Below are 18807 nucleotides of genomic sequence, written 5' to 3' on the forward strand. Positions count from 1 at the left end.
TACCTGATGTGGATTTTCCAGCAGCCTTGGTTCTGGTCGGTGGTCTTCGGCTGGCTCTGAGCCTCTAGCACGTGATGGGTGCGTGCAACTGCCCCACAACCTATCGATCGCACGCACCCATCCACTTCTCCCCACCGACTCACTAAAACCAATTGTCGCCAGAGTGATTGTCCCGCAGACGCATTCACCAGCACGACCCGATCGCCGGGTCGCACCAGGAAGGGATCGGCACCAATGCCAGCATCACAGGGCACCGGACACCACCGCTCATCCAAGAAGCGAGGGCGGGTGATCAAATCGCTGCCCGCCGTGGCCGCGGTGACGATCGCCGGCCTGACCGTGCAGGCCGCTCCCGCGCAGGCTGCACCATCTCAGCCGGGAGTGACCAGTCCTCGAGGATCACAACCGGGGGTCACGAGCACACCGCAGACGGCACCGGCCATCCCGCCGCCGCCAGCTCCGAAACCGCGCCAGTACTTGGACGGCTACCAGCCCTCACCACAGGTGCAGCAAACCCCATCGCGTAGCTACGACGACTACTTGGCCGGTAACCAGCAGTCCTCGAACTACCAGAACACTTACTACCAGGCCCCCGCTCCGCCGGCTGCCCCGAGTGAAGCACCCCCGGCCCTGCAGGCGACTCCGCCGCCACCGCCGCCACCGCCGCCGGTCCCGACGGTGCAGCGCAAGGTCATCGCCCCGATCGAGGCCCCGCCCGGAACCTTCATCGCCGGCGGCACGTTGGTGCCGGTCGATACCAACATCGTCGACCAGAACCTGCTCACACGTACCAACAACACGTTGCAGGCGATACAAGCCGATGGCGGAAACTGGCTTGTGGACAACGGATTCGCCGACGCGCCCCGCGCCGACCGGATCGCAGCGGGTACCGCGACCGGTGTCATCACCGGTGGCGCTGTCGGCCTCGCTGCATCGGTGGTCCCGGCCGCGGTGATCACCGGCACCGCTGCTGCTGTCGGCGGCGGACTCGGAGTCGCCGCTACCACCGGCACCGGTGCGGTCGTCTGGGGAGGACCGGTGGGTTGGGTCTTCATCCCCGGCGCAGCCGCACTTGCCGGTGCAGGCGTCGGCGCAGCACTGTCGGCACCGATCGTGCTGGGCCTGACCGGCGCAGGCGCTGTCATGGGCGGCATCCTCGGTGCCACCGTCCTCGGCGGCGAGCAGCAGATCATCGAAGAGCCGGCCCCCGCCCCGGCAGTGGTTCCCCCGGCTGCCGACAGCGTTCCGACGATCCCGCCGGCCGCGACAGTCGATCTCCCCGGCCCCATCGGGCAAGTTCGCGACACTCTCGCGGCCGACCCGAACGGCCGCCAGGTTCTCGCGGCGGCCGACAAAGCCGTTCAGAACGCGGCTCCGATCGTAGACAAAGCCGTCAACGATGCGTCGGTGTGGACCGCACCGGCCGTCGAAGCAGCACAGGGGTTCACCTCGAAGGCCCTCGAGCAGCCTGCCGTCGCCGACACCGTCGCCGCGGTCAACACCGCAGCCGCACCCATCGTCGATCAGGCCACTGCCGCTCTCGGCGGCTTGCAGGCGGCGTTCGCACCCGCCTGATTCGCCCTACAGCCAGCTAGTTGAACCAGCCAGGAAGGACACATTCCAGATGATCCGCCGTTCGACGACATCTCCGATTGCCAGTGCCACCGGCCCAGCCCGATCAGGGGTGCCGTCGAGCGCGCCCCGTGTGCCGCGATCGCGCCGACGCGCGATCGCGGCCGCCGGGGCTGCTGTCGTGTTCGTAGCCGTCGCCGCCGCTGTGTTGCTCAGCGGTGGCGACTCCGAGCCGGACACGACAGCCACCGACACGATAGCCGCTTCCTCCGTCGCGCCGACAACCGTTGCGGCCGGGCCGGATTGCTCGATGCCGACCGGTGATCAGAACAGCGGCCCCGGGGTCATCGCCGCGTTCGAGCACGCGTACTACGTCCAGCGATCGGGCGCGGCCGCGCACGCTCTGGTGTCACCGAACGCCCCGGCAAGTGCCCCGTTCACCGTCGAAGCCAACCTCGACGCAGGTATCGCCACCGTCCCGGTCGGCACCACCTACTGCCTCGACATCGACCCGCTGCGCACCGGCTGCTACACCCTCACTCTCACCGAGAGCGGCCCGAACGGGCCTGGGACGCAGTACCGCCAACGGATCACCACCGACAAGGTCGACGGTCGCTACGTCATCGCCGCCATCGAGCAAGCGTGATCACCCACCGCCGCCACAGCGCGAGATCGCCGCAGCACCGCGGCGAACAGCCACCACGAAAGGAACGTCAGGACATGAGCGATGCAGCGAGCGAATGGGCCGAGGCCGCCACCGCAGTACGACAGGCACGCGAGACCCTCGAGGCGTCGACCGCGAGCGAGATCCGCGCATGGGCCGAAAAGTCCGGGCTGACCGACTGGTCGATGTGGCAGAAGATCAAACGAGAGCTCTACAAGCAGCTCGCCCTCGACTACGACGGATTGCGCGCCAGCGAAGCCGAGCAGGTCACCGACGCCGTCGCCTCCGCGGCATCGGCCGCACCGGTGGTCGAGCTCTACGCCGCAGGTGATGAGCGTGGCAGCTTCGCAGTGGTCGGAGACGGTGACGAAACAGCCTGGTACGGAACATTTCACGCCAAGGATGCGGTCTTTCGGCAGGGCGATCAAACATCGGCCGACGACTCGGCGGCCGGCAAGGCAGCCTTTCTCGCCGGCAAGCTACGCGAAGAGCTCGACGCCCCCGCGATCCGGCTGATACTGCATATCTCCAACCCGCACCTCGACGGCACACGGCTCGCAGCTCTCGCCGCGCGATACGGAGTGCACCTCGAACGCCTCGAGATCGACGACGAGAACCCGGCCACCGTGTGGTGCGAGGTTCCCGGACACCGTCCGTGGCAGGCCATCCGGCTCTCCGATCTGCTCGTCGACGATCAAGCGGAGGTCGGCTGATGGCCGAACAGCACCCGCGCCCAGACGTCGACAACCCCGTCGCGGGGTACGAAGCCGAGGACACCGTCAACCTCCGCGCTCAACGCCTACGACGACCCGAATCCGAACCGGACGAACAGCCTGCGGAGGAGCCGGCCGACGACACGGCACCGGACCCGTACGGGGTCGGGCAGGGCGCATTGGCAGCGGTCGAAACACCCGACGTCGACCCCGCAGCGTTCTACCGAGCACGACTGTTCGACCGCCAGGAAGAAGACCCGACCGCCGAGCCCGCCGAAGCAGGGCTGAGGGGCCGGATCAACGCCGCCCTGGGAACTCATCTCAAGCCCAAGCCCACCTCGGCCGAAGTCAGACTGCGTCAGTCGATTCGCGTTGTGCAACAACCCCTTCCCGGATGCTCGGTGGTCTCGGTCATCAATCCCAAGGGCGGAGCGGGCAAAACTCCGACATCGGTGCTGCTCGGTTCGACGTTCGGTAAGCACCGTGGCCACGGGGTGACGGTGTTCGACGCCAGCGAATCGCTCGGCAGTCTCGGCGATCGAGCCGCCCGCACCACCGATCCGGAGCTCACGGTGTGGGACCTGCTCGACCATGCACACGAGCTGGCGTCCTCGTCGGCGGTATCGGGATCGCTCAACGCGTTCCTGCGGCGTCAACCGACGATGGAAGACATTCTTGCTGCGGACAATTCGGCCGACCGTGAGCGCAATCTGGGGTGGGACGAATGCGCCGCGGTGATGGCAGTGCTGCGCCGACACCGGGACCTGATCGTCATCGACACCGCCGCCAATCCCTTGGCCGAGTCCTGGCAGTGGGCCGTGCAGCATTCCGATGCCCTGGTCGTTCCGCTCCCGCTACGCCTCGACATCGCCCGGCAGGTCTATCAGATGCTCGAGGGCATCATCGCCCGCGGCTACGGGCACCTGTTGGCGTCGACGATCGTCGTGACCTGTGCAACACCCGATTTCAACCCGCAGTTGGCGTCGGCGGTCTTCGAGGACCTGCGCAATCTCGGTGTCCAGGAAGGCAATTTCATTCAGGCCCCGTACGAATCAGCGCTCGCCCGCGGCGATCGGATCGTCTATAAGGACCTCCCCCCGGACACGATCGAGGCCTACACCAATGTCACCGCGCTGGTCGCCGACAACGTCGCCGCGGCACGAGCCGGCGCGGCCTATCAGTTCACCGATCCGTATTCCCCGCAGCCGGTGTACCGCCAGCCCGACAGCGCACCACCCCCACAGCTCTCGCAGTGGGAGCGGCGCAGCCGCGACCGTCGCGGAGCCTGACCCGTCCCCACCCCGCTCGAGCACACGAGGAGAACACCATGACCGGCCAGAGAACGCTCACCACCGCGCTACGACGACCGCGCTGGGCGCACTCCGCGATGGCAGCAGCCGCCGCGGTGGTCCTGGCCTTGGGCGCTGTCCCAGCACACGCCGCACCGGCAGCGACGGCGGCGACCTCGTGCGCGAAGTACGTCGCGATCATGGCCCCGGGTACGTGGGAGACCAATGCCGCGGCGAATCCCACCACCCCGGTCGGGATGCTCGCCACCGTCGGCAACGCCCTGAAACAGAAGTACGGCAACGACATCGAGGTCTACTACCCGGCATACGCGGCGTCGGCGTTCGACAAGGGCCGTACCTACGCCGACAGCAAGGAAACCGGCAAGAGCGCCATCAACAACATCCTCACCTCGGCGTGCGCGACGTCGAAGTTCCTGCTCTCGGGCTACTCCCAAGGCGCGGACGCCGCCGGCGACGTCGCCGCCGAGATCGGTAACGGACGCGGCGTCGTTCCCGCGTCCCGGATTCTCGGCGTCGGCCTGGTCGCCGATCCGCACCAGGGCACCGCCGGCGGCACCGTGGTCGGACCGAAGGTCTACGGCCAGGGCATCGGCGGGGTCCGGCCCGAAGGCTTCGGCTCTCTCGCCCCGGTGGTCAAGCAGCTCTGCAATCCCACGGACCTGTACTGCTCGACGAACGCCGGCAAGGACGGTCTGCTCGCGGGCCTGGGCAAGGTCTTGGCGAACAAGCCTGTCGACCCGGCCACCACCGGCGGACAGGCCGGAACCGGGTCAACCGCGGCAGCGTCGAGTACCGCAGTGCCGTCGACGACCGCGCAGGGCGGTGTGACCGGTGCCGGGACACAGCCGGGAACGACGCCGACACAGGCCGGAGGGGTCAGCGATTTCTCGTCGTCGCTGGTCTCGGACTTCTCCCGCGTCGATCTGGCCGGTGCCGCGAACACCGCATCGACTCTCGGGGAGCGGGTAGCCACCCTGCCCGACTCGGTGGGAACCAACCGCACTCAGTCGCAGGTCGCCAGCGTCGGGGCCTCCGCGACATCGTTGCTCAACACCCTCGAACCGGTCGCCGACGTGCAGTCGGTGATCGCCGCGAACCCCGGCATCCGCTCGACTCTCGACACCGCCCCGGAAGGATCACCGGAGGCCAAGACCTCGACGGTGCTCGACGCACTGGACCAGATCGACATTCCCGCAGTCCTGAGCACAGCGACCTCGATCGCCGACACCGCATCGTCGGTACTGGGCGGCACCGGCACCACCGCCGGCCTCGCAGGCACTGCGTCGACCCTGGGCGGGCAGGTCGCACCGTTGCAGTCCGTGTCCCCGGACGCGCTGACCTCGGCAACGCAGGTGCTCTCGCTGCTCAAGCCGAAGACGGTGGTCAACCAGGTCGTCAACGTCGCGACCGGCTTCACGAGTCTGGACTACCAAGGCATCGTCGACAACCTGATCGCGTTGCCGCAGAAGGTCGCTGCACTCGATGTCACGGGATCGCACAAGATCGCCGGAGATCTCAACAACCAGTTCGCACCGATCGTGAAGATGGCCGCGGGAGTGGATCTGCACACCCTGTCGGTGTTGGTGGCGATGATCCCCGACCCCAGCGGCTCGGCGCAGATCGCCTCCCTGGTGCTGAGCTTGCTCGGCAACGTCGACGTGATCCGCCTGGCCAACGATGTCGGCGCGATTCAGGAAGTCGCGTGGAAGATCCTCGAAACCGGCAACCTCGCGGCCACCGCCGAGCTGCTTCCCATCGGGCTCGACCTCGCCTCGGTCGCGGTCGGAGTCCTGACCGGCTCGGCCGCCAAGACCAGCCCCGACCAACTCGGCGCACAGACCCAGGTCACCGGACAGTCCGCAGCGATCGGCCAGCAAGCCTCCACCGGCGATTTCGCCGGTCTGGCAGGCAGTCTCGTCTCACTGGCCTCGTCACCGAGTGCCGGCGATGCCGCGGAGCTGGTCGGTGCCGGTATCGACGCCGCGACGTTCTTCGCCTCCGGTGCGCACCAGTCCTACGGCGACTTCAAGGTCGACTCCACCGGCCGCAGCGCCCTGCAATGGCTCATCGACTTCTTCACCCAGAAGATCGGGGGCTGACCGGCGACCACCGAGCAGGCTCTGCAGCCGGGCGGGTATGACGCAGAGCAGCCGAAAACTACAGCACCACAACCGAACTACACGTACCACCACAGGTGTCCGGGCGGGCACTGATCATCTTTTTCGATTCGTGAGGACATGCACCGATGGCAGCATCACAGCAGGGCAGCAAGGGCAGTGCCGGCGCACTGAGCCTGCTGCTGATCGCCGCCGTCGCTGCGATCGGCATGTTCGGTGTCCTCTCGGGCGATCGCACACCGCCGGTCGACGAAGGCACCTGCATGCCTGCCGGCGCGGCCGTAGTGGCCCCGCACTCGGGAACAGTGGTGATGCCGCTGCGTGAAGGCACCTATCAGGCCACGAGCGGTTTCGGTGCCCGCACGAACCCGGTCACCGGCGAAGCCGAAGGACACCAGGGCCAGGACTACTCCGCCCCGATCGGAACCCCGATCTACGCGGCCACCGACGGCACGGTCGTCAAGGCCGAACACGCCAGCGGGTTCGGCAACTGGATCATCATCGACACCACCGTCGACGGACAGTCGCTCTCGACGGTCTACGGCCACATGAACGACGACGGCGTCGGGGTCACCGCGGGCCAGACCGTCAAAGCCGGCGACCCGATCGGCGGCGTCGGCAACGCCGGACAGTCCACCGGCCCGCACCTGCACTTCGAGGTCTGGCCCGGCACCCGCCTCGCATCCGGATCGAGCCCGGTCGATCCCGTCGCCTGGCTCGCCGCCGCCGGTGCCACCGCACCGACCGCCACCGCAGACGTCCTCGCCGCAGCCCCGGCCGGCCCCTCCGCCGCGACCCCGACCACCGGTGCCGCGGCGCAAGGCGTATCGAGTCGATCGGTCAAACTCGCCGCCGCCATCAAACCCGGCTGCGGAGTCCCGGCCGGATCGACCGGACTGCGACCGGGGTCGGTCCCGGCGGACTTCGAGCCGTGGATCGTCAAGGCCGGCACCGTCTGCGCAGAGGTCACCGCCCCGGTCGTCGCCGCGCAGCTCGAACAAGAGGGCGGCTTCAACGTCAACGCCCACAACAACGGTTCCGGCGCGGACGGACCGGCGCAGTTCATGCCCGCCACCTGGGCCGCGAAAGGCGTCGACGGAGACGGAGACGGCCGCAAGGACACCCGCAGCATCGCCGACGCGGTGATGAGTCAAGCCGCCTACGACTGCGAGCTAGCGGGCATCGCCAAGGACTCGCTCGCCGCCGGCAAGGTCAGCGGCGACCTGACCGAGCTGTACCTGTCGATGTACAACTGCGGGCCCGGTGCGACCCTCTCGCAGGGCCGGGTGTGCCAGAACGCCGAAACCCTCGACTACGTCGCGAAGATTCCCCGCCGCGCACCAGAAGCGTTCTCCGTCGCCGTCCCCCAGGCCACGCCGGGCATCGTCCCCGGTGGACCGTTCGGTCAGAACGTCGTCGCGGCCGCGATGCGCTGGCTCGGCACCACCTACGCCTGGGGCGGAGGCGACCGCAACGGCCCCACCCGCGGTGTCAGCGACGGCGGCGGCCGCGCGGACATGATCGGCGACTTCGACAAGGTCGGCTTCGACTGCTCCGGACTGGTCCTCTACGCCGTCGCACAAGCCTCGGGCGGTGCGATCGTGCTCCCCCACCAGGACTCGGCACAGATCGCCGACAGCCGCGGCCGCGTGATCGCCACCCCCGGCGAGCTCGCTCCCGGCGACATCATCCAACCCCACTCGGGCCACATCTTCATCTGGCTCGGCGGAAACAAGGTCGTCGAGGCACCGCAGTCCGGCGACGTCGTGAAGGTATCGGACTGGACCCCGCCCGCGAGCGGCCTGACAGCACGGAGATTCGGATGAGAACCACCCACACCGCGTTCGCCGCAATCCTCATCACTGCAACGGTTCTCACCGCGTGCGGTGGCCAGGAGACCGGCGGCACCGACGCCCCGTCGATCCCGGCGCAGCAGTGGACCCCGGGTACGCCACCGCCCACTGGCAGCGATCCCACCCGCACCCCGGCGCCGGCCGCGACCACGCTGCCCGACATCGCGGCAGGGGTGGACCGCCAGGACCCGGACTCGATGGCCACCGCGGCGTTGACGGTCTGGTTCACCTGGAACACCGCCGTCGACGCCGGACCCAACGATGCCGCCGCCCGCACCGCACCGCTGCTCACCGCCGACTACGCGCGCGAGATCACCTCCACCACAGCGCAATCGAGCCCCGGCGCGCAGTGGCTGGACTGGGCAGCGCGCGGCGCTGTCCTGACCCCCGACCTCGTCGCCGACGACGAACCCGTTCCCCCACAGAACGATTCGACGGCCTACCGCTCCTACCGCGTCACCCAACGCATCGACGGGGCACCGGTGAGCGAGAGGGTCGTCGCGATGATCCTGCGGCGCGGCTCCGACGGCTGGGAAGTGAGCCGCATTCAAGACAAATAACCCCGCCTCGTACATCCACTGGCACTGCAGAACAACGTGTTACGGAAAGGAACCCCCGATGGACACAGACTCCGTCACCACACCCACCACCCGCACACCGCACCGAGCGCGCCGCATCCTCGGCGTCCTCGCCCTCACCGCCGCGCTGACCGTGCTGGCCGGCGGAGTCGCCGCCGCACAGACCGTCAACCCGTACGACGGGGTCAACCCGGACATCGGATTATTCGGGCCCGCTCTGAACCAGACGTGGAAGCGCCTGCTCGCGGCGATCTGGGGAGCCAGCATCGCCCTCGCCGGTCTGTGGGTGCTGACCTCGTTCCTCAGCTCCAGGAAGGCCCGCAAGCGCGGGATGTCCAGCGATCTGAGCGAAGCGGGCGAGGATCTCAAGCTCTCGCTCATCATCTTGGGCGGAGTGGCCGCTGTCTCGCCGATCGTCGGCGCGGTCATACTCCTCGTCCAGCCCGGCGCATAGTCGACCCGGCTCTGACCACCACTCTTACCCCTCCCCGACGCGGGCACCGTCCGCAGAAACGAGTTACCCATCATGGCCATCGACTACCGCAACGTCGGCGCCGAACCCCCAAGCTCGCCCAACACCGGCACCGTCTCTGGTGATCAGCACTCCGACAGCAAACCCGCCCCCAAGCGCTGGATCATTCCCGGGGCCGTCGCCCTGGCGATCCTCGCCGTCGTCTCGGTGATCGTGGTCGGTCTGTCGGGCAGCTCCGACAACTCCGGCGGCGGTGGCTCCGATGCTATACGCGCAGTACACGGACCCACGACGGTGAACAACGGTGTCCCCAGCGGCTACACCCGCGACACCCAAGGCGCATCGACGGCCGCGGTGAACGTGCTCCAGGCGTTCGATCAGGGAAGCCAGGGCCGCATCGACATGAACGATGTCCGCTCGACGATGATCGCTGCCGACCCCGGTGCTGAACTGGCCCGCGAGATCGAACTCGGCAGCAACCGCGACGAGAGCAGCGACGTGATGAACACCCTGCCGGCCGCGGTGCACGTGTCCTCGTTCAGCACCGACGCCGCGCAGATCTCGGTGTGGTCGATGACCACCACCCAGTCCGACATCAACAACACCGGCACCGTCGCTGTCAGCACGCTGTGGGCAACCACCGACATCTCGTTGGTCTGGCAGGACGGGGACTGGAAGGCCAAGGACTGGTCCTACCGCCAGGGCCCGCGCCCGGAAGACGCCTCCTACCCGGCCGCTGATTCCGCGCTCGGCGGTCAACTGACCGCCGGGTATTACACCTTCTACATCGACTAGGAGAGAACATGATTCGCCGTCTCGTTCTCATCGCGGTCACCGCCGCACTGGTGGCACTGTTCGGATCACCCGCTGTTGCGCTCGCCCAGCCTTCCGCCGTTCCCGCTCCCGCACCGGGGGCGGTCACCGCCCAGCAACCGGCCTCGAGGCTGCCTGCGCACTTTCCGGACGATCTCAAGAAGTTCATCGGCGGTACCGAGGAATTTCGGAGCGGGCCCTGGTTCACGGGGAACTGCGCAGACCACGGCGGCGACCTGGGAACCTATATCTCCCAAGCACTCACGAACGAAAACCGGCTCCTGTATTGGACGGCATCGGACGAGAACAAAGCCGTCATGCTCGGCGGTGCGGGCGCGGTCGGCAGCGACCCGCAGGCCCAGGCCACGGCCGGGATCACCCGTCAGGCCGTCGCCGACGGGACCGAACCACCGGCCGACGCTCTGCCGACGGTGTTTCCGGCCGGGGACACCAGCTTTCACCCACCGACGGGAACCTGCGCCGCCGACCTCGCTCGGTGGGGCACCAAGGAATGGGGCACGTGGGGCTTCGCCTGGGCGCAGAGCCCGGACGCGGACTCGCTGACCGCGATCAAAGCGCTGCCCGGTGCCGACAAGGTGCCCGACGCCGCCTGGTCGGACCCGTGCTCGCAGGGTTCGGGCGACCAGTACTGCATGCACGCGTTCTTCGTGGACTGCTCGAAAGCCGAACGGGCAGATGCCAGCCGCTGCCAGGACTGGAACTTGTCGATCGGACGATTGTTCGCCGGCACCGCGAATTGGATCGACAAGAACACCTCGTTCACCGAACGCCTCGACGACACCCTCGGCAAGGTCATCGCGGCCACCCCGCAGTACAAGCTCGGCAAGGCCTACCTGCAGGCGTTCTCGTGGATCTCGGAGGCAGCGAACGACGTCGTCGACTTCGTCACCGATCCAACAACCGTCATCGACGACTGGGTCAACGCCACCAAGAGCGGGGCACTCTCACTCACCGACGCCGTGCTGCGTGGGTTGACCTCGACCGGCGACTTCGATCCCACCCAGCAATGGTTCGTGACCTATTACGCCGGGTCGACAGGTCTGGGAATCATGGTCATGTCGCTGGCGGTACTGCTGGCGATCATGCGATCACGGCACAAGGGCTCACCGTCGGAGCTGGTGGCCAACGTCTTCGGCTACATGCCGGCCGGGGTGGTGATGATGCTGTTCTCCCTGGCCCTGGCTCAACTGGTGATCGAGTTCGCGACGGTGCTCACCGAGGGCATCGCCAGTTTCAGCGGATCCACGATCACCGAGATGGTGGAGAACATCTACGCCACGATGGGCACGCTGAACAAGGACACCGTCGTCGGCGGCTCGATCGTCGGACTGGTCTTCTTCGGCATCCTGCTGCTCGGCGCGATGTCGGTCTACCTGGGTCTGCTCATGCACCAGATCGGGCTTCCGCTGACCGCGTGCGTCGCCGGAATCGGCTACGGCATGTGGGTGCACCCGACGTGGCGAACCAAAGCTCTGCGGCCACTGTTCACGTTCGTCGGCATCGTGCTCAGCAAGCCGATGCTGTTCCTGCTCATCGCGATCGTGCTCGCCGGGGCCAACAACGCTCTGCTCTCGGGCGGCGGCGGCTCGGGAGACCTGACCTCGCTCGGCGCTCTCGTGCTCGTCGGTGCCTCGATGGTCGTCGTCGGCCTGGCACCGTGGGCGATGCTCAAGTGGGCACCGATCCTGCCGACCAAGGCCGACTCCGAAGGGTTCGGCGGCGGCGGTGGCTCCGTCGCCGGCGGTGTCATCGGAGGCGTGGGCAGCTCGGCCCTGTTCCGCAGCCGGAGCGGCGGAGGTGGCGGAGGCGGTTCGACCGTCACACCGCGCTCGACCCGCTCCGGCGACGGCGTCGACAAGGCCACCCGATCCGCGCACTCGGCCCCGTCGAGCAATTCCACTCCCGGCCACACCACCGGGGCCGCCCACAGCGGTGCCGACAAGGGCGGGGCGTCGACACCGAAGCGCTCGACGATGGGTATGGCCGGCCGACTTGGAGGAAAGCTCGCGACGGGATCGGCCGCGACGGTCGCCTCGGCCGGGGCAGCGGCGGTGCCGATCGCCGCGCAGTCCGCAGCGGCGGCGATGAGCAAAGCCAAATCCAGTGCCGAGTCCGCTCCGTCCGAAGCCGAAGGAAAGTAAGCGATGTCGACCGAGACCGTCGAGCACGACAGCGAGCAGAGAACCTCCATCCTGGGCGGTGAGATCGCGCGCCGCGGCATGACCGGGATCTCGGCACCGGTGCTCATCACCTGGACCGCTGCTCTGGTCATCGGCGTCGTGTGCTACTTCGCGGCCGGTGGCGGCGCGATGACCGTCGGGCTCGTGGCCGTGTTCTACGTCGGGGTGTTCGCCTCGACATACGAATTCGGGGACGCTTCCCTGGCAGCGCGGCAGTTGCACCGACTGCGGAACTGGGCGCGGATGCGCCGAGGTGAGCACGTCTACCGCAACGCCGACGACCCCGCCTACGGGATCGCCGATCTCGACCCCGGCTGGGAGTACCCGGTCCCGCTCGGGCGGACCGCCCCGCTCGACGTCGCCGGCACCGGCCTGGACGAGATGTTCATCGTCCGCACCGCCAACCCCGGCGAGCGGGCCTACTACACGGTCGTACTGTCCGTGCAGGGCCTGGCCGGCGGACTGCGCACCGACGCGGCCTGGGCGACGACCTCGGAGAAGTTCGGTCTGTTCAGCGCCTCGATGGCCCGCAAGACCTCGCTCATCCGCGGAGTGCAGCTGATCCACCGCTCCATTCCGGCGGATCTGACCATGCACGAGGACTGGGTCGAGCGGGAGGTCGAAAAGCTCGGCGACATGCGTCTGCGGGCACCGGTGGAGTCCTACGGCGACCTCATCGACACCATCCGCCCGCACTCGGAAGAGCACCGGGCGTACGTGGTGCTCAAGTTCCCCCAGACCGACCACTTCGAGGCCGAAGCCGCACGAGCGGCAGGCGGGAAAGGTGCCCGATTCGAAGGCGGTGTCGCCCAAGTGATCCGCGACGAGACGATGCGCGCGATGAGCAAACTCGTCGCCGCCGGCATGGGCCGCGTCCAGGTCCTCGGTGAGCAGCGCACCTGTGCGTTGATCCGCGCGTTCGTCGACCCGTCGAACCCACTCGATCGACACCAAGGGGCGCGGTGGTCGAACTGCTGGCCCTCGTACGTCGGTGGCCAGGACTCGGTGGTGGTATCCGGACGCTGGCACACCCGTGTCGGGTTCCTCCCGCCGGCGAGCATCGAACCCATTCCATTGGGCCCGTTGTGGCTCGCGCCGCTGCTGACCGGGGTCGCCCCCGACATCGGCGACGACGAGAACCTGCCCTCACCGACGATCCGAACCGTCAGTGTCCGAGTCGATTTCGTACCCGACGCCGTCGCCCGGGAAGCGGCCAGTCAAGACTTCACCCAGGACAAGGCGGCGCAGGAAAGCGCCGCCCGCAAAGGCATCACCGGCGACGGCTCGGCCGAAGTGATGGCCACCGCCTCCGGACGTCGACGCGCCGATCTGATGCCCGGCTCGGGCCATCACGGCACCATCTACTCCCTCGCCGTCGCAGTCACCGGCCGCGACGAAGACGACCTCGAGCGGGCCTGCATGCGCGTGGAGGAAGCCGCCGACGAATCGGCAATCAAAACCATCACCTGGCAGGACGACACGCACGACGTCGCCCTGTTCACCACCCTTCCCTTCGCTCGCGGTCTCGCCGTGACGCGCTACACCAAGTAGCCCAGGAGATTTCGATGCCGCAACACACCACCCGTCGTCCGTCCACCCGACCCGCCGAGACCGAGCAACCGGTACGCCCGCGGTTGCTCGGCGGCGATCGCGAACGATTCGGCGACGGCGGCACCGTCCTCGAGGCCGCGCAGGCGGTCCCGAAGCGGATTGCCCGCCGCAAGCCACCTCGGCGGTTCGCGCTCCTCGACCGCTACGGCTGGTACGAACCCCGCACCGAAGGCGCGTGGAGTACGACCAGGCAGTCCGAAGCGCTGAACCTGGCCATCAGCCGCCGCAGTGCCCGCCACCAGGGAGCGGTGACGGGCCTGAACCGGATCTCCCAGGACCTGGTGATCACCGATCCGTTCGAGCTCTACGGCACCGACATCTCCAACATCAACGTCTGCGTCGTCGGGGACATCGGCAAGGGCAAGTCCTCGATGATCAAGACCGCGTTTCTGTGGCGGCAGATCATCTTCGGCCGCCAGGTGGTGGTCATCGACAAGAAACGTCAGGGCAGCGAAGGCGAGTACTCCATCTTCGCCCGCACCCTCGGGGTGGAATCGGTCCGGTTCAAAACCGGTGGCGGCGGCGCCAGACTCAACCTGCTCGATCCGGCGATCACCACCGGCGGTGAACACGCCGGCGGCCTCGACGGTGTCACCCCGGCCGGTCAGGAAGCCCTCGTGCTCGCCGTCCTCGCCGACACGATGGAACGCCCGCTGACCACACCGGAGAAGAGCGCCGTCGGCCGAGCGTTGGAGCTGGTCAACGCCGACGCCGCCGCCACGGGTCGTGCACCGGTGCTCGAGGATCTCGCGCGCCGCCTCGTCGAGCCGTCCACCGACGACGGCTCGTACTTCGGTGACCGCTGGTCCGAGCGCTCGCTCGAATGGGGCTACGAGCCAGGCTTGGCCCTGCTCCGCCTGGTCGACAGGGACCTCAAGGGCCTCGTCGACGCAGAGACCTCCCCGGAGGTCCGGGAGGCGCTCGAGCACCCCTTCGCGCACTTCGACGTGTCCGCGTTGCCGACCGAAGGGCCTGCGCTGCGGGTGGTGATGACCGTGATCAACACCTGGTTGGCGAACCTGCTCGCGGCACGCTCGTCGGTGTCCAAGCAGACCATTCTCATCGTCGAGGAAGGCTGGCACGTCGCCGAAGGATCGACCGGCACGGTGTTCCGGTCGAACATGAAACTCTCTCGCGGACTGGGCCTGTCGACCGTTTCGGCCTTCCATCACCCCTCGGACATGTCCCACGATTCCCCCGCTCGGGCGCTCATGCAGGAGGCGGGAATCGTGTTCCTGTTCGCGCAGGAACGCTTCGACGACGCCCGCGAGACCGCGGAGATGTATCACCTGCCGCCCGGGTCCATCGACATCATCATGGGCCTGGGCCAGGGCGAATGCCTGGTCAAGATCGGCTCGTCCGACCCGATCCTCATGGAACACGTCCGCTCACCGCAGGAGATCGCCCTCACCGACACCGATGCCGCCGTCAAAGGAGTCACGCCCGCATGAGCACCTCATCGCCATCGCCGTCAGCGGCCAAGCGTTCCCGCGCCATCGAGGTGCGCGTGAGCTCGCCGGCCCCGATCGGGTACGACGACACCCGCTCGAGCACCGGGGGCAGGTTCGCATCGCCCTCCGCCGCAGCACGATTCGCCGTCAGCCACGCCGCGGCCCTCGACGCCGGTCGCTCCGCCATCACCGTCACCATCACTGCCGACGGACACGACGACGTCTGTGTGTCCGGCACCGCCGGCGAGATTACCTGCGCGCTCGCCGCCATCGCGATCTACAGTGCCGGCGTCCGCGCAGCGCGGATACCGGCACCGGGCTACCTGCGTGCCGCCGGCGACGAGGTCGCCCTGCCGATCCAGTGGCGGGGCAGCGTGGGAGTGGAGCCCGGCGTCGATGTGCGCGTGCTCTCGACCCGGCCCGACCCGCTGCCGAACTCGACGCTGCTGCTCGGACAATGGGCACCCGACCTCGCGCACCGCCTCGCGCACGACCTCGCCCGCTCGATCACCGAGCGCAGTGGTCAACGGAGCCCGGCCACCGTGACCTATCTCCCCGACCAGGGGCGGTACGAGATCACCCATCCCGACCCGATTTCCGATACCGACGCCGACGCGGTGGCCCGGTCCATCCGGATCACGCAGCTGCGAGCCAACCTCGCCGCCCTCGACCCGGTGGCCGACGCGGACTGCGCTGTCGGTCTCGCCGCCGAGCTGCATGTGCTCGAAAGCTATTCCCGCCGTGCCCCTTCCACCGACGACAGGACAGTTCGATGAGTGCGATGCAATCCCCTCCCCGTAGGCCCAGCGATCCGTTCGTTCCGTCCGAGGTCTGGGTCGGTGCCACTCTGATCGTGGGTCTGGTGTTCGCTATCGCCGGGGGCGGCATGGTCTCCTCGCTGGTGTCGGGCAGGGTGATCGCGATGCCCACCAGCCTCGCTGAGCTGTTCTCGATCTTCCGTGGGTTGGTCACGAACCCGTCGGACCCATCGGCAGCGTGGCCGGCGACCGGGCAGCCGGGCCCGGCGTGGGTGACCTGGGTGTGCATTCTGGTGCTCGGTGCGCTGTATACCGCTGTGGCACTGTGGATCAGCTCCGAGATCGACGACTGGCAGCACCCCCGCAGCCAGGCCCGCCGCGGTTTCGCCGGCCGACGTGAGCTCGCCCGGGCGGGTATCGACGACAAGAGTGTCCGCACCGCCGCCGTCGCCACCCGTTCGTCGTTGAAGGGCACGCGGGCCTCGAAGCTGGACGCGAGCGAGGTCGCGATCGCGTTGGGCCGCAACATGGTCGACCCCGACAGGGTCGTCTACATCAAACAGAACGACTGCATGCTCGTCGAGGGCGTCACCGGCTCGGGTAAGACCTGGCGCGTGGCGTATCAGCGCTGCATGGACGCACCTGGTCCACTGCTGGTGACCTCGACGAAAGTGGACCTGATCTCGGCGTCGTACGAGCACCGCGCCGCGCTCGGCCGAGTGTCGATCTTCGATCCGGACAACATCACCGGATGGCCCGACCCGATCCGCTGGTCGATCCTCTCCGGATGCCAGGATCCGGACGTGGCGATCCGCCGCGCACAGAGCTTGGTGTCGGCAATGCCTATGGGAGACACCAAGAACGGCGGCTACTGGGAGGACAAAGCAGTCGTGCTGCTGCGCTGTTACCTGCACGCGGCTGCGATCAGTGGTGCGGATCTGGCCACGCTGCGCGTGTGGGTGAACTCGCGTAAAGGCCGCGAACCACGCGAGATCCTGATGCGGACGATGCCCGGCTGGGAAGCCGAACTCGGCCAGATCCTCGACTCCGGATCGGATTCCTCCGACGACATGATCGGCGCGGCCAGCAGACTCCTCGTCCCGCTCGCCTCCCCCGCACTGCTCAAGGCGGTCGATGTACCGATGCGCGAGTCGTTCGACATCGACGAGTTCATTCGATCCGGCGCGGACACGCTGTATCTGGTGTCGAAGGGCAAGGACAATTCTGCGGCACCGTTCATCGCGGCCCTGGCCAGCGAAGTGCACTACCTCGCCGATCGCCACTCACAGAGCCTGCCCGGTGGCCGATTCGATCCCCCGATCCGATTCGAGCTCGACGAAGTCAACAACGTCGCCCCGATACCGGGCCTGCCGGATCTGATGTCGGACTCGGGCGGCCGAGGCATCACCATCCACGCCTACGCCCACAACGAAGAGCAGAACAAGCTCCGCTGGGGCGCGGTCGCGGGCAAGATGTTCGCCGACAACTCCCCCGCCCGCCTGATCCTGCCGGGCCTCAAAGGCGACGAGCTGCAAGCGATCTCGAAGATGCTCGGCGACCGATACGAATGGCAGCCCTCCGGCAACGCCCAGTCCGGCCCGACGCTGCGAGAGGTACCGGTGATGTCGCCGGCGCAGATCCGTCAGATGGACCCCGATCAAGGCCTATTGATCTACCGGACCGCGCCGCCGATCCTGGTGCACCTGCCGACAGTGTGGGACGAGAAGGAATCACGCGCCGCGGTGCTGCGCTCGCAGAAGGTGTTCGACGAGATCGTGGCGTTGGGCACCGCGCCTCGTGCCGAGCTCCGGTCCGGCGCGGTAGTGCTCGACAAGGTCAGTGACGGGACGACTTTGTCGTGACCGCACCGGGGGCCGAGCAAGAAGAATTGGTGCCGTCACGGTTCACCTGGCGCTACCTCGACGCCGAACAGGCTCGGGCCCTGTGGTCGGAGCTGATCGACTGGACCACCTGGCTGCGAGAGCGCTACGAGCTCGGCACCAAGATCCCGCCGTGCTGGTACCGCCACGATCCCGTCGTCGAGGAACTGAGCGCCCTGATGGCGGCGTGGACCGATGCCTACTACCGCGGTGACGAGTACCGGGACGACCTCACCGCCTGGCACACCCAGTGGTTCCGCCCGCTCATGGCGCGCATCCGTGACATCTCGGACTTCGACAGCTGCACCCACGATCGGTGCGCGCACCGCCCGTTGCCGTCGGCCACGCTCGCCGGCAACGAGGAGTTCGTCGCCGCCGACGTCGACGCCCGCCCCGAACCACTCCCTGCCCCGCCTGCACCGGTCGTCGACGTCACCACGGCCGAGGAAGTGCGCACCATCCCCGCCGACGACATGGACATGGCCATCGACTCCGGCCTCGCCGGACCGCTCGACCCCGCCGACCCCGACAGCCCCGTGAGCTTCGAGGGCATCGAATGGACCTTCAACGCCCGCATGGGTGCCTGGGTTCCTTCTACCTGACCGTCAATTCCACTCCCTGAGCTGCGGGCCTGTACAGCTCGAGCGTGGCCGCGACGCCGTACATCCCGCCCGGATACGGCCCGCGCGGCCACCGAAGAGAGCAGGGCCGCCGAACCCGGGCATCGGCCGGACGTTCCCCGCCCGGACGCCGGCCGATGTCCGGGACAATTCCGGAGCTTCATGTCAGTTTTGAAAGAGTGATGTAGCTCACA

Annotated in this window: 15 protein-coding genes; all 15 read left to right on the forward strand. The window is 68.0% G+C overall.

The window, feature by feature from the left end; translation table 11 throughout:
* Nucleotides 1-234: 234 nt before the first annotated feature.
* On the forward strand, nt 235-1575 hold the full coding sequence (locus tag CH276_RS15385) for a hypothetical protein (protein WP_244165053.1): 1341 nt from the start codon (nt 235-237) through the stop codon (nt 1573-1575).
* Nucleotides 1576-1624: 49 nt separating this feature from the next.
* Nucleotides 1625-2218, forward strand: coding sequence for a hypothetical protein (locus CH276_RS15390; protein WP_254924321.1), 594 nt, complete (start codon nt 1625-1627; stop codon nt 2216-2218).
* A 74-nt stretch (nt 2219-2292) separates the two neighbouring features.
* Nucleotides 2293-2949 carry a hypothetical protein gene (locus CH276_RS15395; RefSeq protein ID WP_094631339.1) on the forward strand — a complete coding sequence of 219 codons (657 nt, stop codon included), beginning with the start codon at nt 2293-2295 and terminating at the stop codon, nt 2947-2949.
* Complete coding sequence (locus CH276_RS15400; RefSeq protein ID WP_094631340.1) at nt 2949-4238, forward strand: MinD/ParA family ATP-binding protein; 1290 nt, start codon at nt 2949-2951, stop codon at nt 4236-4238. Before CH276_RS15395 ends, CH276_RS15400 begins: the two co-directional genes overlap by 1 nt.
* A gap of 38 nt (nt 4239-4276) precedes the next feature.
* On the forward strand, nt 4277-6358 hold the full coding sequence (locus CH276_RS15405) for a cutinase family protein (RefSeq protein WP_094647445.1): 2082 nt from the start codon (nt 4277-4279) through the stop codon (nt 6356-6358).
* A 146-nt stretch (nt 6359-6504) separates the two neighbouring features.
* Nucleotides 6505-8202, forward strand: a complete 1698-nt coding sequence (locus CH276_RS15410; RefSeq protein WP_094631341.1) for a peptidoglycan DD-metalloendopeptidase family protein — start codon at nt 6505-6507, stop codon at nt 8200-8202.
* Complete coding sequence (locus CH276_RS15415; RefSeq protein WP_094631342.1) at nt 8199-8789, forward strand: hypothetical protein; 591 nt, start codon at nt 8199-8201, stop codon at nt 8787-8789. Before CH276_RS15410 ends, CH276_RS15415 begins: the two co-directional genes overlap by 4 nt.
* A gap of 58 nt (nt 8790-8847) precedes the next feature.
* Nucleotides 8848-9261 (forward strand): hypothetical protein, encoded by a 414-nt coding sequence (locus tag CH276_RS15420; RefSeq protein ID WP_094631343.1) that lies wholly within the window; start codon nt 8848-8850, stop codon nt 9259-9261.
* 72 nt (nt 9262-9333) lie between these two features.
* Nucleotides 9334-10074: a hypothetical protein gene (locus CH276_RS15425; protein WP_094631344.1), complete on the forward strand. Its 741-nt coding sequence runs from the start codon at nt 9334-9336 to the stop codon at nt 10072-10074.
* Nucleotides 10075-10082: 8 nt separating this feature from the next.
* Nucleotides 10083-12254, forward strand: coding sequence for a hypothetical protein (locus CH276_RS15430; protein ID WP_094647421.1), 2172 nt, complete (start codon nt 10083-10085; stop codon nt 12252-12254).
* A gap of 3 nt (nt 12255-12257) precedes the next feature.
* Nucleotides 12258-13844 carry an SCO6880 family protein gene (locus tag CH276_RS15435; protein ID WP_094631346.1) on the forward strand — a complete coding sequence of 529 codons (1587 nt, stop codon included), beginning with the start codon at nt 12258-12260 and terminating at the stop codon, nt 13842-13844.
* A 14-nt stretch (nt 13845-13858) separates the two neighbouring features.
* The gene (locus tag CH276_RS15440; protein ID WP_094631347.1) at nt 13859-15355 is read left to right on the forward strand and encodes an ATP/GTP-binding protein; all 1497 of its coding nucleotides are present in this window, start codon (nt 13859-13861) and stop codon (nt 15353-15355) included.
* Nucleotides 15352-16131: a hypothetical protein gene (locus CH276_RS15445; protein ID WP_094631348.1), complete on the forward strand. Its 780-nt coding sequence runs from the start codon at nt 15352-15354 to the stop codon at nt 16129-16131. Before CH276_RS15440 ends, CH276_RS15445 begins: the two co-directional genes overlap by 4 nt.
* Nucleotides 16128-17975: a type IV secretory system conjugative DNA transfer family protein gene (locus CH276_RS15450; protein WP_094631349.1), complete on the forward strand. Its 1848-nt coding sequence runs from the start codon at nt 16128-16130 to the stop codon at nt 17973-17975. Before CH276_RS15445 ends, CH276_RS15450 begins: the two co-directional genes overlap by 4 nt.
* Nucleotides 17972-18595 carry a DUF4913 domain-containing protein gene (locus CH276_RS15455; protein WP_094631350.1) on the forward strand — a complete coding sequence of 208 codons (624 nt, stop codon included), beginning with the start codon at nt 17972-17974 and terminating at the stop codon, nt 18593-18595. The genes CH276_RS15450 and CH276_RS15455 overlap by 4 nt, the downstream gene beginning before the upstream one ends.
* Nucleotides 18596-18807: the final 212 nt, after the last annotated feature.

Source organism: Rhodococcus sp. 06-470-2, from assembly GCF_002258235.1.
Classification (GTDB): Bacteria; Actinomycetota; Actinomycetes; order Mycobacteriales; family Mycobacteriaceae; genus Rhodococcoides.